8 protein-coding genes, 2 tRNA genes and 3 rRNA genes are annotated in these 14,312 nt (G+C 41.0%); 12 read left to right on the plus strand and 1 reads right to left on the minus strand.

Going from position 1 to position 14,312, the window contains the following annotated elements:
• Positions 1-174 precede the first annotated feature (174 nt).
• The 12 genes from ACLCEG_RS15985 to hisC all read left to right on the plus strand — a co-directional run bounded on the left by ACLCEG_RS15985 (position 175) and on the right by hisC (position 12,648).
• Positions 175-1,712, plus strand: a 16S ribosomal RNA gene (locus ACLCEG_RS15985).
• A 59-nt stretch (positions 1,713-1,771) separates the two neighbouring features.
• Positions 1,772-1,848 (plus strand) — tRNA-Ile (locus tag ACLCEG_RS15990).
• A gap of 55 nt (positions 1,849-1,903) precedes the next feature.
• Positions 1,904-1,979: transfer RNA gene (locus tag ACLCEG_RS15995), tRNA-Ala, on the plus strand.
• 340 nt (positions 1,980-2,319) lie between these two features.
• Positions 2,320-5,210, plus strand: a 23S ribosomal RNA gene (locus tag ACLCEG_RS16000).
• Between the two features lie 178 nt (positions 5,211-5,388).
• Positions 5,389-5,503, plus strand: a 5S ribosomal RNA gene (rrf, locus tag ACLCEG_RS16005).
• Together the 16S, 23S and 5S rRNA genes with 2 tRNA genes alongside form the textbook arrangement of a ribosomal RNA operon.
• A gap of 303 nt (positions 5,504-5,806) precedes the next feature.
• Positions 5,807-7,255 (plus strand): RNA polymerase factor sigma-54, encoded by a 1,449-nt coding sequence (locus ACLCEG_RS16010; protein ID WP_410568294.1) that lies wholly within the window; start codon positions 5,807-5,809, stop codon positions 7,253-7,255.
• Between the two features lie 168 nt (positions 7,256-7,423).
• On the plus strand, positions 7,424-7,762 hold the full coding sequence (hpf, locus tag ACLCEG_RS16015; protein ID WP_019456521.1) for a ribosome hibernation-promoting factor, HPF/YfiA family: 339 nt from the start codon (positions 7,424-7,426) through the stop codon (positions 7,760-7,762).
• A 138-nt stretch (positions 7,763-7,900) separates the two neighbouring features.
• The gene (ibaG, locus tag ACLCEG_RS16020; RefSeq protein WP_004703799.1) at positions 7,901-8,152 is read left to right on the plus strand and encodes a BolA family iron metabolism protein IbaG; all 252 of its coding nucleotides are present in this window, start codon (positions 7,901-7,903) and stop codon (positions 8,150-8,152) included.
• A gap of 6 nt (positions 8,153-8,158) precedes the next feature.
• On the plus strand, positions 8,159-9,415 hold the full coding sequence (gene murA, locus ACLCEG_RS16025) for a UDP-N-acetylglucosamine 1-carboxyvinyltransferase (RefSeq protein WP_039255534.1): 1,257 nt from the start codon (positions 8,159-8,161) through the stop codon (positions 9,413-9,415).
• Positions 9,415-10,098: an ATP phosphoribosyltransferase gene (gene hisG / locus ACLCEG_RS16030; protein ID WP_068934120.1), complete on the plus strand. Its 684-nt coding sequence runs from the start codon at positions 9,415-9,417 to the stop codon at positions 10,096-10,098. Before murA ends, hisG begins: the two co-directional genes overlap by 1 nt.
• Positions 10,099-10,203: 105 nt before the next feature.
• The gene (hisD, locus tag ACLCEG_RS16035; protein ID WP_151741925.1) at positions 10,204-11,493 is read left to right on the plus strand and encodes a histidinol dehydrogenase; all 1,290 of its coding nucleotides are present in this window, start codon (positions 10,204-10,206) and stop codon (positions 11,491-11,493) included.
• A 69-nt stretch (positions 11,494-11,562) separates the two neighbouring features.
• Complete coding sequence (gene hisC, locus ACLCEG_RS16040) at positions 11,563-12,648, plus strand: histidinol-phosphate transaminase (protein ID WP_410568296.1); 1,086 nt, start codon at positions 11,563-11,565, stop codon at positions 12,646-12,648.
• A gap of 3 nt (positions 12,649-12,651) precedes the next feature.
• Here the strand turns inward: hisC and ACLCEG_RS16045 are convergent, their stop codons facing one another.
• The gene (locus ACLCEG_RS16045; RefSeq protein WP_410568298.1) at positions 12,652-13,998 is read right to left on the minus strand and encodes an anthranilate synthase component I family protein; all 1,347 of its coding nucleotides are present in this window, start codon (positions 13,996-13,998) and stop codon (positions 12,652-12,654) included.
• Positions 13,999-14,312 lie beyond the last annotated feature (314 nt).

Genomic DNA, 14,312 nt, shown 5'->3' on the forward strand with positions numbered 1-14,312 from the left:
ATCATTAAGAGAATTGAAGAACAACTTGTGTGGATTTTTACTGGTTGATTAATCGAAATAATTTTCATTGATTGATTGGTTTAAATTACTCGAAGTTTATTTGAGCGAAATTTAAGTCAGTAATTGATGAGCCAGAATTGGTACCTTGTCTTTAAATAAGGTACAAAATGATTTTAACTGAAGAGTTTGATCATGGCTCAGATTGAACGCTGGCGGCAGGCTTAACACATGCAAGTCGAGCGGAGAGAGGTAGCTTGCTACTGATCTTAGCGGCGGACGGGTGAGTAATGCTTAGGAATCTGCCTATTAGTGGGGGACAACATCTCGAAAGGGATGCTAATACCGCATACGTCCTACGGGAGAAAGCAGGGGATCTTCGGACCTTGCGCTAATAGATGAGCCTAAGTCGGATTAGCTAGTTGGTGGGGTAAAGGCCTACCAAGGCGACGATCTGTAGCGGGTCTGAGAGGATGATCCGCCACACTGGGACTGAGACACGGCCCAGACTCCTACGGGAGGCAGCAGTGGGGAATATTGGACAATGGGGGGAACCCTGATCCAGCCATGCCGCGTGTGTGAAGAAGGCCTTATGGTTGTAAAGCACTTTAAGCGAGGAGGAGGCTACTTTAGTTAATACCTAGAGATAGTGGACGTTACTCGCAGAATAAGCACCGGCTAACTCTGTGCCAGCAGCCGCGGTAATACAGAGGGTGCAAGCGTTAATCGGATTTACTGGGCGTAAAGCGCGCGTAGGCGGCTAATTAAGTCAAATGTGAAATCCCCGAGCTTAACTTGGGAATTGCATTCGATACTGGTTAGCTAGAGTGTGGGAGAGGATGGTAGAATTCCAGGTGTAGCGGTGAAATGCGTAGAGATCTGGAGGAATACCGATGGCGAAGGCAGCCATCTGGCCTAACACTGACGCTGAGGTGCGAAAGCATGGGGAGCAAACAGGATTAGATACCCTGGTAGTCCATGCCGTAAACGATGTCTACTAGCCGTTGGGGCCTTTGAGGCTTTAGTGGCGCAGCTAACGCGATAAGTAGACCGCCTGGGGAGTACGGTCGCAAGACTAAAACTCAAATGAATTGACGGGGGCCCGCACAAGCGGTGGAGCATGTGGTTTAATTCGATGCAACGCGAAGAACCTTACCTGGCCTTGACATAGTAAGAACTTTCCAGAGATGGATTGGTGCCTTCGGGAACTTACATACAGGTGCTGCATGGCTGTCGTCAGCTCGTGTCGTGAGATGTTGGGTTAAGTCCCGCAACGAGCGCAACCCTTTTCCTTATTTGCCAGCGAGTAATGTCGGGAACTTTAAGGATACTGCCAGTGACAAACTGGAGGAAGGCGGGGACGACGTCAAGTCATCATGGCCCTTACGGCCAGGGCTACACACGTGCTACAATGGTCGGTACAAAGGGTTGCTACACAGCGATGTGATGCTAATCTCAAAAAGCCGATCGTAGTCCGGATTGGAGTCTGCAACTCGACTCCATGAAGTCGGAATCGCTAGTAATCGCGGATCAGAATGCCGCGGTGAATACGTTCCCGGGCCTTGTACACACCGCCCGTCACACCATGGGAGTTTGTTGCACCAGAAGTAGCTAGCCTAACTGCAAAGAGGGCGGTTACCACGGTGTGGCCGATGACTGGGGTGAAGTCGTAACAAGGTAGCCGTAGGGGAACCTGCGGCTGGATCACCTCCTTAACGAAAGATTGACGATTGGTAAGAATCCACAACAAGTTGTTCTTCATAGATGTATCTGAGGGTCTGTAGCTCAGTTGGTTAGAGCACACGCTTGATAAGCGTGGGGTCACAAGTTCAAGTCTTGTCAGACCCACCATGACTTTGACTGGTTGAAGTTATAGATAAAAGATACATAACTGATGATGTAAGCTGGGGACTTAGCTTAGTTGGTAGAGCGCCTGCTTTGCACGCAGGAGGTCAGGAGTTCGACTCTCCTAGTCTCCACCAGAACTTAAGAGAAGTTCGGATTACAGAAATTAGTAAATAGAGATTTCGGTCTTGGTTTATTAACTTCTGTGATTTAAGTATCACGGTATTAAGCATGACCTGACGAAGGCGTGTTTATTCATTAACAGATTGGCAAAATTGAGTCTGAAATAAATTGTTCACTCAAGAGTTTAGATTAAGTAATTAATCTAGATGAATTGAGAACTAGCAAATTAACTGAATCAAGCGTTTTGGTATATGAATTTAGATTGAAGCTGTACAGTGTTTAAGTACACAGTACTCTAAACTGAAATGTTGAAGTTACTAACTTGTAGGTAACATCGACTGTTTGGGGTTGTATAGTCAAGTAATTAAGTGCATGTGGTGGATGCCTTGGCAGTCAGAGGCGATGAAAGACGTGATAGCCTGCGAAAAGCTCCGGGGAGGCGGCAAATATCCTGTGATCCGGAGATTTCTGAATGGGGGAACCCACCTACTTTAAGGTAGGTATTGCAACATGAATACATAGTGTTGCAAAGCGAACGAGGGGAAGTGAAACATCTCAGTACCCTTAGGAAAAGAAATCAATTGAGATTCCCTCAGTAGCGGCGAGCGAACGGGGATCAGCCCATTAAGTTATGTGTGTTTTAGTGGAACGCTCTGGGAAGTGCGAACGTAGAGGGTGATATTCCCGTACACGAAAGGGCACACATAATGATGACGAGTAGGGCGAGGCACGTGAAACCTTGTCTGAATATGGGGGGACCATCCTCCAAGGCTAAATACTCCTGACTGACCGATAGTGAACCAGTACCGTGAGGGAAAGGCGAAAAGAACCCCTGTGAGGGGAGTGAAATAGATCCTGAAACCGCATGCATACAAGCAGTGGGAGCCGACTTGTTCGGTGACTGCGTACCTTTTGTATAATGGGTCAGCGACTTATATTCAGTAGCGAGGTTAACCGTATAGGGGAGCCGTAGAGAAATCGAGTCTTAATAGGGCGTTTAGTTGCTGGGTATAGACCCGAAACCAGGCGATCTATCCATGAGCAGGTTGAAGGTTGGGTAACACTAACTGGAGGACCGAACCCACTGTCGTTGAAAAGCCAGGGGATGACTTGTGGATAGGGGTGAAAGGCTAATCAAGCCTGGTGATAGCTGGTTCTCCCCGAAAGCTATTTAGGTAGCGCCTCGGACGAATACCATAGGGGGTAGAGCACTGTTTCGGCTAGGGGGTCATCCCGACTTACCAAACCGATGCAAACTCCGAATACCTATGAGTACTATCCGGGAGACAGACTGCGGGTGCTAACGTCCGTAGTCAAGAGGAAAACAATCCAGACCGCCAGCTAAGGCCCCAAAATCATAGTTAAGTGGGAAACGATGTGGGAAGGCATAGACAGCTAGGAGGTTGGCTTAGAAGCAGCCACCCTTTAAAGAAAGCGTAATAGCTCACTAGTCGAGTCGGCCTGCGCGGAAGATGTAACGGGGCTAAAACTATGTGCCGAAGCTGCGGATTTGACATTAGTCAAGTGGTAGGGGAGCGTTCTGTAAGCCGATGAAGGTGTATTGAGAAGTATGCTGGAGGTATCAGAAGTGCGAATGCTGACGTGAGTAACGACAAAACGGGTGAAAAACCCGTTCGCCGAAAGACCAAGGGTTCCAGTCCAACGTTAATCGGGGCTGGGTGAGTCGACCCCTAAGGCGAGGCCGAAAGGCGTAGTCGATGGGAAATTGGTTAATATTCCAATACTTCTGTGTAATGCGATGAGAGGACGGAGAAGGTTAAGTCAGCCTGGCGTTGGTTGTCCAGGTGGAAGGATGTAGGTATGTATCTTAGGCAAATCCGGGGTACTCTATACTGAGATCCGATAGCAAGCTGTACTTGTACAGTGAAGTGGCTGATACCATGCTTCCAGGAAAAGTCTCTAAGCTTCAGTTACACAGGAATCGTACCCGAAACCGACACAGGTGGTCAGGTCGAGTAGACCAAGGCGCTTGAGAGAACTCTGCTGAAGGAACTAGGCAAAATGGTACCGTAACTTCGGGAGAAGGTACGCTGTTGTTGGTGATGGAACTTGCTTCCTGAGCTGATGACAGCCGCAGAAACCAGGCCGCTGCAACTGTTTATTAAAAACATAGCACTCTGCAAACACGAAAGTGGACGTATAGGGTGTGATGCCTGCCCGGTGCTGGAAGGTTAATTGATGGGGTTAGCGTAAGCGAAGCTCTTGATCGAAGCCCCAGTAAACGGCGGCCGTAACTATAACGGTCCTAAGGTAGCGAAATTCCTTGTCGGGTAAGTTCCGACCTGCACGAATGGCATAATGATGGCGGCGCTGTCTCCAGCAGAGGCTCAGTGAAATCGAAATCGCTGTGAAGATGCAGTGTACCCGCGGCTAGACGGAAAGACCCCGTGAACCTTTACTGCAGCTTGACACTGAACTTTGACCTTACTTGTGTAGGATAGGTGGGAGGCTTTGAAGTTGGAACGCTAGTTCCAATGGAGCCGTCCTTGAAATACCACCCTGGTAATGTTGAGGTTCTAACTCTGTCCCGTTATCCGGGACGAGGACCGTGTCTGGTGGGTAGTTTGACTGGGGCGGTCTCCTCCTAAAGAGTAACGGAGGAGTACGAAGGTGCGCTCAGCGTGGTCGGAAATCACGCGTAGAGTATAAAGGCAAAAGCGCGCTTAACTGCGAGACCCACAAGTCGAGCAGGTACGAAAGTAGGTCTTAGTGATCCGGTGGTTCTGTATGGAAGGGCCATCGCTCAACGGATAAAAGGTACTCTGGGGATAACAGGCTGATACCGCCCAAGAGTTCATATCGACGGCGGTGTTTGGCACCTCGATGTCGGCTCATCTCATCCTGGGGCTGAAGCAGGTCCCAAGGGTATGGCTGTTCGCCATTTAAAGAGGTACGCGAGCTGGGTTTAGAACGTCGTGAGACAGTTCGGTCCCTATCTACCGTGGGCGCTGGAAATTTGAGAGGATCTGCTCCTAGTACGAGAGGACCAGAGTGGACGAACCTCTGGTGTACCGGTTGTGACGCCAGTCGCATCGCCGGGTAGCTATGTTCGGAAGGGATAACCGCTGAAAGCATCTAAGCGGGAAGCCTACCTCAAGATAAGATTTCCCTAGGAATTTATTCCTCTAAAGAGCCGTTCGAGACTAGGACGTTGATAGGTTGGATGTGGAAGCATAGTGATATGTGAAGCTGACCAATACTAATTGCTCGTGAGGCTTGACTATACAACACCCAAGCAGTTGTATATAAAGCATCAATCGATTCATAAATCTACAAACAAACTTGATTTAGTTACTTCACTAGATAAAATGAACAAGTCAGATTCAATCAGCCCAATCTGTAAAGATTTGGAAAACGCTTCGGCAATCAATAAGACCAAAGCAAGTATCCATAAACAGTTGTGCTGGCGACCATAGCAAGAGTGAACCACCTGATCCCTTCCCGAACTCAGAAGTGAAACCTCTTAGCGCTGATGGTAGTGTGGGGTTACCCATGTGAGAGTAAGTCATCGCCAGCTCATTATTCAAACACCCCGGTCTCGAAAGAAACCGGGGTGTTTCTTATTGCGCGGAAGAAAATAAAACTCACTTCCAAAACCAAATTTGCATAGTTGTCCTGCTTCAGCGATATGTGGATATTAAAGTGCAAAGTTAATTTGATTAAACAACTCATCTTTTTTGGTTGTTAAAATAGATTTTTAGAAGAATAAATTAATAATTTTCTCATGAAATTCTCAGTCAATATATAGGATAAAACTTGACTATATGCTATAAATAATAAATAGGCATGATTTTTGCTTGTTTATTGGAAAGAGAAATATATGAAATTATCTGTTGGATTGAAAGTTGCGAATTCATTATCGTTAACGCCTCAATTGCAGCAGGCAATCCGATTACTGCAGCTCTCAAGTTTAGAATTAGAGCAAGAAATTCAAATTCAATTGGATAGTAATCCATTACTTGAAAAAGTGGAAGATGAATCACTAGTCGAAAGTTTATCTACTTTAGAAAACAAAGAAAGTAATGATCTTACAACGGAGTTAAATGCAGATCATTTACCTGATGACTTACCTGTGGATACTGAGTGGGATGATATCTATACACATCAGTCGACGGCTTTAGGTACTCCTGAGTTTGAAGAGCGTGAAGATAATCGCCAAGTTCAGATGACACTAAAAGAACATATGTTAGAGCAAGTGAACTTGCTGCATTTCTCAAAAATAGATCAGTTGATTGCTTATTGTATTATCGATGCTTTAGATGATAAGGGCTTTTTAGATGCTGAATTACAAGAAATTATTCTCGCTGTACAACATCTATTAAATGATATGGATATTGAGGAAGAAATTGAAGAAGACGAAGTCTTAGTTGTTTTAAAACATATTCAGCGTCTTGATCCAATTGGAATAGGATCCCGTAATCTTGCTGAATGTTTAAAAATCCAATTGGATTTTTTGCCAAAAGGAACTGAATATTTAAAAGAAGCACAAAGTTTACTCCAGTATTATGAGTTATTAATTGCAAATGATTTAAATAAATTATTAAAACAAACAGGCCTATCGAAAGATGAATTAAAGCTTTCGGTTGACTTATTAAAAACATTAAAGCCTTATCCAGGTATGGATTTTCAAAAGCAAGAATCGGAATATCAAATCCCTGACGTCGTGGTTGCTAAAAAAGATCTACATTGGCAAGTCCAATTAAATCCGGATATCATGCCAAAATTAAGAATCAACTCTTTCTATTCGAGTATGATTCGCAGAGCTGATCAAAGCGATGATAATTTATATCTGCGTAATCAAATGCTTGAAGCTAAAAACTTCATAAAAAGTATCGATGAACGGCATAAAACTTTATTAAAAGTTGCTACTTGTATTGTTGAACACCAAAAAGCATTTTTAGAGATAGGTGCTGAGGCAATGAAACCCTTGGTGCTAAGGGATGTGGCTGAAGAAGTGGAGCTTCATGAGTCTACTGTTTCACGTGTCACTACAAATAAGTACATGCTGACACCACGTGGGCTTTTTGAGTTGAAATACTTTTTTTCTAGTCATGTGGGGACAACCACGGGAGGAGAAGCTTCTTCTACTGCAATTAGAGCTATGATTAAAAAATTGGTTTCTAATGAAAATCCACGTAAGCCATTGTCTGATAATACTATTGCGGCTTTATTAAAGGATGAAGGGATAGAAGTGGCTAGAAGAACTGTAGCAAAATATCGTGAATCGTTACATATTCCATCGTCATCCGAAAGAAAAGTCTTGATCTAATTTTTGAAGTATGACTATTCTAGATGTTCATTATGACGAAATAATGAAATTTCAATTTCACCAAGAGGAGCTGCTAAAATGATTTAATTGTCCAAAGTCATCTTTTTTAGATCACATTAAATCGTTTTAGTTCTTCTTTATTAACCCAAAAAGGTGAGGGATAGAATTATGCAAATAACGATTCGTGGACATCATTTAGCAATTACACCAGCTATAGAAGAAAATATTAAAGCAAAATTTAATCAGTTAACGAAACATCTTGATCAGGTGAATAGTATGCAGATTAAATTAACGAAAGATCATCAGATTGATAAGCGCTCACATAAGGGCAGCTCGAATCATGTGGCAGAAGCAATAGTTCGCTTACCTGGGATTGAACTATTTGCTCAAGCAGCAGCAGATGACATGTATACATCTATTAAAAAGTTGACTGAAAAATTAAAAAAACAATTGTTAAAATATCGGAAAATGCAATGTACTTATTCACAAGTTGCTGTTTCTATTTGATAAGTTTTTAATAATTGAGAGAGGCTTGAAATATAGCCTCTTTTTTATTGATAAAATATAAACACGTACTGAATTCTTGGAAAAAGTTATAGTAAAATACTTCGTTTTACACCGTAGGTTGTGCCAGAGGTCTTTGCAATGAATAGTGAACAGCTCACTCAAATTTTAAAAGAAGCTTTTCCTGATGCGGAAGTAGCAGTGAGCGGACAGGCTGGAAAATTTGACCTCCGTATTGTGGATGATCAATTTGAAGGTAAGCGTACTGTTGCTCGTCAACAAGCAGTTTATGCACCATTAAATACTTATATTGCAAGTGGCGAAGTTCATGCCGTAACAATTCGTGCGATGACCAAAGACGAATGGCGCAAAGCAAGCCTTTTCGGAGCTTAAATATTAATGGATAAATTTTTAATTACGGGCGGTGTTAAGCTCGAAGGGGAAGTACGCATTTCTGGTGCTAAAAATGCGGCTTTACCATTACTTGCAGCAATGATTCTTGCTGATTCACCTATTACTTTAACCAATGTTCCAAATCTTAAAGATGTAAATACCTTGGTAAAATTAATTGGTGGATTAGGCGTCACAATTAGTTATGAAAATGACACAGTTAAAGCAGATACCTCTACTTTAGATAACCAGTTTGCTCCTTATGAACTGGTAAAAACCATGCGCGCATCTATTTTGGTGTTAGGACCATTATTGGCACGTTATGGAAATGCTAAAGTTTCGTTACCAGGTGGATGTGCGATTGGATCTCGACCAGTAGATCAACATTTAAAAGCCCTAGAAGCATTGGGTGCACATATTGAAGTTGAAAATGGGTATGTCCATGCCACTGTAGATGGTCGTCTCAAAGGCGGTGAAGTGATTTTTGATATGGTCACTGTAGGGGGTACTGAAAATATTTTAATGGCGGCTGCTTTAGCGGATGGTGTAACTACAATTCGTAATGCAGCACGTGAACCTGAAATTACTGATCTTGCTCAAATGCTTATTAAAATGGGCGCAAAAATTGAAGGTATAGATACAGATACACTTGTTGTTACTGGTGTTGAAAGTTTACATGGCTGTGAATATGCAGTTGTTGCAGACCGTATTGAAACAGGTTCGTACTTAGCTGCTGCGGCAATTACAGGTGGTCGCATTAAAACTACTCATACAGATCCATCGTTACTTGAATCTGTTTTAGATAAGTTTGAAGAAATGGGTGCGGAAGTCACTCGTGGTGATGACTGGATTGAATTGGATATGATGGGCAAGCGCCCTAAAGCGGTAAGTTTTAGAACATTACCTCATCCAGAGTTTCCAACCGACATGCAAGCGCAAATTATGGCCGTAAATGCAATTGGTCGCGGTTTTGCAACGATCTCCGAAACTATTTTTGAAAATCGGTTCATGCACGTTCCTGAATTGTCACGTATGGGTGCTAATATTCAGGTCGAAGGTCATGATGCTGTGGTGACTGGAGTTGAAAAATTGCAAGCTGCTCCTGTAATGGCAACAGACTTACGTGCTTCATTCTCTTTGGTCTTAGCGGCTTTAGTTGCTGAAGGTGATACATTAATTGATCGTATCTACCATATTGACCGTGGTTATGAGCATGTCGAAGAGAAACTTCAAGGTTTAGGTGCCCAAATTAAGCGAGTAAGTTAATGAATGACGTAAGAAACGATGATCCTAATTTTGATGTAATGGGTAATTTTGATCATGGTTTGACCTTAGCACTCAGTAAAGGGCGTATTTTAAAAGAAACTTTACCTTTACTTGCAACAGCAGGTATTAACTTGCTTGAAGACCCAGAAAAATCTCGTAAGTTGATTTTTCCTACAACACATAAGCAAGTTCGTATTTTGATTTTACGTGCGTCTGATGTGCCGACCTATGTTGAAAATGGTGCTGCAGATTTAGGTGTAGCAGGTAAAGATGTACTCATGGAACATGGTGCTCAGCATGTTTATGAGTTATTGGACTTACAGATTGCAAAATGTAAGTTAATGACTGCTGGCAAAGTTGGAATGGAACGTCCAAAAGGCCGTTTAAAAATTGCAACTAAGTACGTCAATCTAACGCGTCAATACTATGCAAGCTTAGGTGAGCAGGTAGATGTTATTAAGCTTTATGGTTCTATGGAATTAGCACCACTTGTCGGTTTGGGCGATTATATTGTTGACGTCGTTGATACTGGAAATACTTTACGAGCAAATGGGCTTGAACCATTAGAAGAAATTTGTAAAGTATCCTCACGTCTTATCGTTAATAAAGCGAGCTTTAAGCGTAAGCAAGTTTTATTAAACCCAATCATTTCCCAACTTGAACAAGCTGTTCAATCACGTTAAAAGTAATTTCCTATCATGCTTTTGCGATAGTTGTAGATATGATGCCCACAAGGCCTTAGAAAAAGAGTAAACTTGGTTTTTCTTTTTCGCCTTGTGGGTAAATTGATGCGACGTTTATCGACTCAAGATCAGAACTTCAAACAGATTTTTGCAGAGCTTTTAGCTTTTGAAACTGTTAATGATCCTAATTTAGTTCAAACAGTAGATCAAATTATTGCTGATGTTCGTCAGCATGGTGATGATCATGTTTTAAAACTTACTCAACAGTTCGATCGACATCCAGCGCATCAATTTTCCGATCTAGAATTGTCTCAACAACAACTTAAAGCTGCATTTGATGGCTTAAATCAAGAAATTCGTGAAGCCCTGCAACTTGCGGCTAATCGTATTCGTACATTTCATGAAGCCCAGAAACAAGATAGCTGGACTTATATAGATGATTTGGGGAATACACTAGGACAAAAGGTGACACCACTTGACCGAGTTGGTATTTATGTACCTGGTGGACTAGCCTCTTATCCTTCATCTGTGCTTATGAATGCAGTACCAGCTCATGTGGCCGGCGTACCTGAAATTATTATGGTAGTACCTGCACCAAATGGTGAATTAAATCCACTTGTTTTGGCTGCTGCTTATCTAGCTGGTGTGAGTCGAGTATTTACTATTGGTGGGGCGCAAGCTGTTGCAGCTCTAGCTTATGGTACTCAAACTGTTCCACCTGTAGATAAAATCACTGGTCCTGGAAACCGATTTGTAGCAGCTGCTAAACGTGCTGTATTTGGTCAAGTCGGTATCGACATGATTGCTGGGCCTTCTGAAATTTTAGTATATGCAGAAGGGGTGAATAACGCTGAGTGGTTAGCGATGGATGTATTATCTCAAGCTGAACATGATACGGTTGCCCAAGCTATTTTTATAACTCCAGATGAAGCTTTGCTAGAAGCCGTAGAGGCAGCAATTGAAAAGCACTTAAATGACTTGCCTAAAGCTGATATTGCACGTACGTCTATTGAAAATCGTGGGGCTTTAGTTTTGGTAAAAGACCGTGCAGAAGCTGTTGATTTGATTAATCAAGTTGCACCAGAGCATTTGGAGCTATGTTTAGATGATGCCGAAGCAATGAGCGAAGACATTCGTCATGCAGGTGCAATCTTCATGGGACGTTATACACCTGAAGCAATTGGTGATTACTGTGCTGGTCCAAACCACGTATTGCCAACATCCGGTACAGCGCGCTTTTCATCACCACTTGGTGTATATGACTTTCAAAAGCGCTCTAGCTTGATCATGTGCTCAAAAGAGGGCGTAAAAACATTGGCTAAAACCGCTGATATACTTGCTGTTCAAGAAAATCTTGATGCTCATGCGCGCTCGGCTCGTTATCGTTATCAATAAGCTTTAAGCCTTTCAGTATTTTAAATGATTATTCAGGGCTGATTTTCAGCCCTTTTTTGAGATAAGACTATGACTGTATCTACAGCACAAATGCGTTTTTGGAGTCCTGAGGTTCGTGAATTAGAGCCTTATGTGCCAGGTGAGCAACCGAAAATCCAAAATTTATTAAAGTTAAATACTAATGAAAATCCGTATCCGCCATCACCAAAAGTAGTAGAAGCGGTTCAAGCTGTGCTACATGATCAAGCTGATGCACTGCGCTTATATCCAGATCCAGATGCAACTGCCTTAAAACAAGCGATTGCTACGCAACAGAATATGGATGTATCTCAAGTTTTTGTAGGTAATGGTTCCGATGAAGTGCTTGCTCATATTTTTAAAGCATTTTTCCTTCAAGATGAACCTATTTTATATCCGGATATTACTTATAGCTTTTATCCAGTTTATAGCCAATTTTTTGGAACAAAAACAAAAGAAATTCCACTTAATGAGAATTTCGAGATTGATGTTAAAGATTATGCACAACCTAATGGTGGCGTGATTATTACCAATCCTAATGCACCAACAAGTATTGCACTCAGCTTGGCAGAGATTGAACAAGTACTACAGGCAAATCCAGATCGCGTAGTTGTGATTGACGAAGCTTATGTCGATTTCGGTGCTGAGTCTGCTGTAAGTTTGGTAAACCGTTATGAAAATCTTGTGGTATGTCAAACAACTTCAAAATCTCGTTCTTTGGCAGGTTTACGTGTCGGATTTGCTGTTGCTCAGTCACACTTGATTGCAGCACTTGAAGCGGTAAAAAATAGTTTTAATTCATATCCAATTGATCGCTTTGCTATTGCTGCGGCTGTTGCTTCTTTTGAAGATCAGGCTTACTTTGAAGAACAGTGTCAAAAAGTTATTACGAGTCGAGAAAAGCTGGTTAGTGATTTAACTGAACTTGGTTTTAATGTTTTACCATCAAAAGCGAATTTTATTTTTGCTTCACACCCACAACATGAGGCTGGGCAACTAGCGCAGGAATTACGTGCGCAGGGTATTATTGTTCGCCACTTTAATAAGCCTCGCATTAATCAGTTTTTACGTATCACAGTTGGAACTGATGAGCAAAATGCACGTTTAGTTCAAACTTTGAAGCAAGATATTCTTTAAAAATTATTCTGCTGTGCTGTTCATTAAGTTCAGCATAGCAGAGATTTTATCTAAGCTTTCTTGATATTCGGCCTCAGCTTCTGAGGCAATCGTAATACCACCACCTGCCCAAATAGAAAGCTGGTTTTGATATTGTTGAAAACTACGAATAAGAATATTCCAACGACCAGTACCATCAAAATTAAAATATCCTAAAGTACCGCAATATGCTCCTCGCGGTGAACCTTCTAACTCTTCAATAATTTGCATTGCGCGAATTTTAGGAGCGCCAGTAATTGAGCCACCTGGTAAAGCACTAAGCAACATTTGCATAGGATTAATATCATTTTTAAGTATAGCCGTGACTTCACTTACCATATGATGAACTTGATTAAAGCTTTCAATTTCGAATAACTTTGTCGTTTTTACCGAACCTGTATTGGCATAAATACTCAAATCATTACGTAATAAATCAACAATCATGACATTTTCTGCCTGATCCTTTGGCGAGTTTTTTAATGTTTGCTTTGAAATTAAATCTTGTTCTTTATTTTCATATCGAGGCATCGTGCCTTTGATTGGTCTGGTTTTAATTTGTTTGTCTGTACTGAATTCAATAAATAATTCAGGAGAGCAGCTTAATAACTCAAAGTTATTTAATTTTAAATAACCTGAATAAGGTGCATTGGTTAAACTCCATAATTCTTCTGCTTTATTTAATAAAGCTCCTGTAAAAGTTGTATTAAATTCTTGCGTAAGGTTAATTTGATAGCAGTCTCCTGCTTTAATATAATCTTGTATTTTGTGAAAAGCGGTCAAATATTCATTTTTAGACCAACGGGGATAAATATTTTTATCTAGTTTAAAAATATTTTTTCTTAAATGATCAGAAGATCTATGTAGTAATTCTGTAATGTAATTAAAAATTTCTGAACTATTTTTTCCATCACTAAAAAAATACCATTCATTATTTATTTGTTTTAGAAAAGAGTGGTAAGAACCTATAAATAAGGAGGGTTGTTGGTGTGATTGATTTTTAATAAATTGATGTGCAGAAAAATCATAACTAATGAATCCAATATATCCACCATTAAAACTAATATTTTTATTTTTTGATTCTTCAGTATGAAATTGAGTGAAGTCTAAAATACTTTCTACATTAGGTGAGTTTATATACTTATTAAGGGTATCTTGCTCGAATATAAAATTTTGATGACCTTGAGTAACTAGATATTTTTTTGGCAGAAAGCCAATAATAGGATTGTTATCATCATAAAGATATACAAGTCCAGTTAAATCTTCTAATTTTTTTAAAATATCGGCAGCTGATAGAGTACTTTCTAAAGAGATTTTTTTCTTTAACTGAGACATTTTAAACATGACAAGTTTGGAAGAGGTCGCCTAGTTTACTACAACTTATAGTTCATCAGTCATCTAGGCGGTAAGAGTTTAACTTTTCGTCGATAAAATCATCTATTTTTTCGTTACAACTTAAGCATAATTGGTTTGCATATTTAAGAAAGTGTGACCCTTGTACCGTTTATCGGGTAATTGGCAAAAAATGCATTACAGTAGTTGAACAAAAATTAACGTAGCTGTAATTTAGTAATTGCTAAGCAAAACTACTCAAGGATTGGAAGTTTCGGTTGCCATAAAAGAAAAATGCAACTTGAGACAGTAAGAGT

It is taken from the genome of Acinetobacter sp. H1(2024), assembly GCF_046557555.1.
Taxonomy (GTDB): Bacteria; Pseudomonadota; Gammaproteobacteria; order Pseudomonadales; family Moraxellaceae; genus Acinetobacter; species Acinetobacter seifertii.

Excerpts from the sequence above, each read along its gene's own strand:
- murA (WP_039255534.1), top strand. The coding sequence starts at position 8,159 with ATGGATAAATTTTTAATTACGGGCGGTGTTAAGCTCGAAGGGGAAGTA.
- hisD (WP_151741925.1), top strand. The coding sequence starts at position 10,204 with ATGCGACGTTTATCGACTCAAGATCAGAACTTCAAACAGATTTTTGCA.
- hisG (WP_068934120.1), top strand. The coding sequence starts at position 9,415 with ATGAATGACGTAAGAAACGATGATCCTAATTTTGATGTAATGGGTAAT.
- hpf (WP_019456521.1), top strand. The coding sequence starts at position 7,424 with ATGCAAATAACGATTCGTGGACATCATTTAGCAATTACACCAGCTATA.
- hisC (WP_410568296.1), top strand. The coding sequence starts at position 11,563 with ATGACTGTATCTACAGCACAAATGCGTTTTTGGAGTCCTGAGGTTCGT.
- ibaG (WP_004703799.1), top strand. The coding sequence starts at position 7,901 with ATGAATAGTGAACAGCTCACTCAAATTTTAAAAGAAGCTTTTCCTGAT.
- ACLCEG_RS16045 (WP_410568298.1), bottom strand. The coding sequence starts at position 13,998 with ATGTCTCAGTTAAAGAAAAAAATCTCTTTAGAAAGTACTCTATCAGCT.
- ACLCEG_RS16010 (WP_410568294.1), top strand. The coding sequence starts at position 5,807 with ATGAAATTATCTGTTGGATTGAAAGTTGCGAATTCATTATCGTTAACG.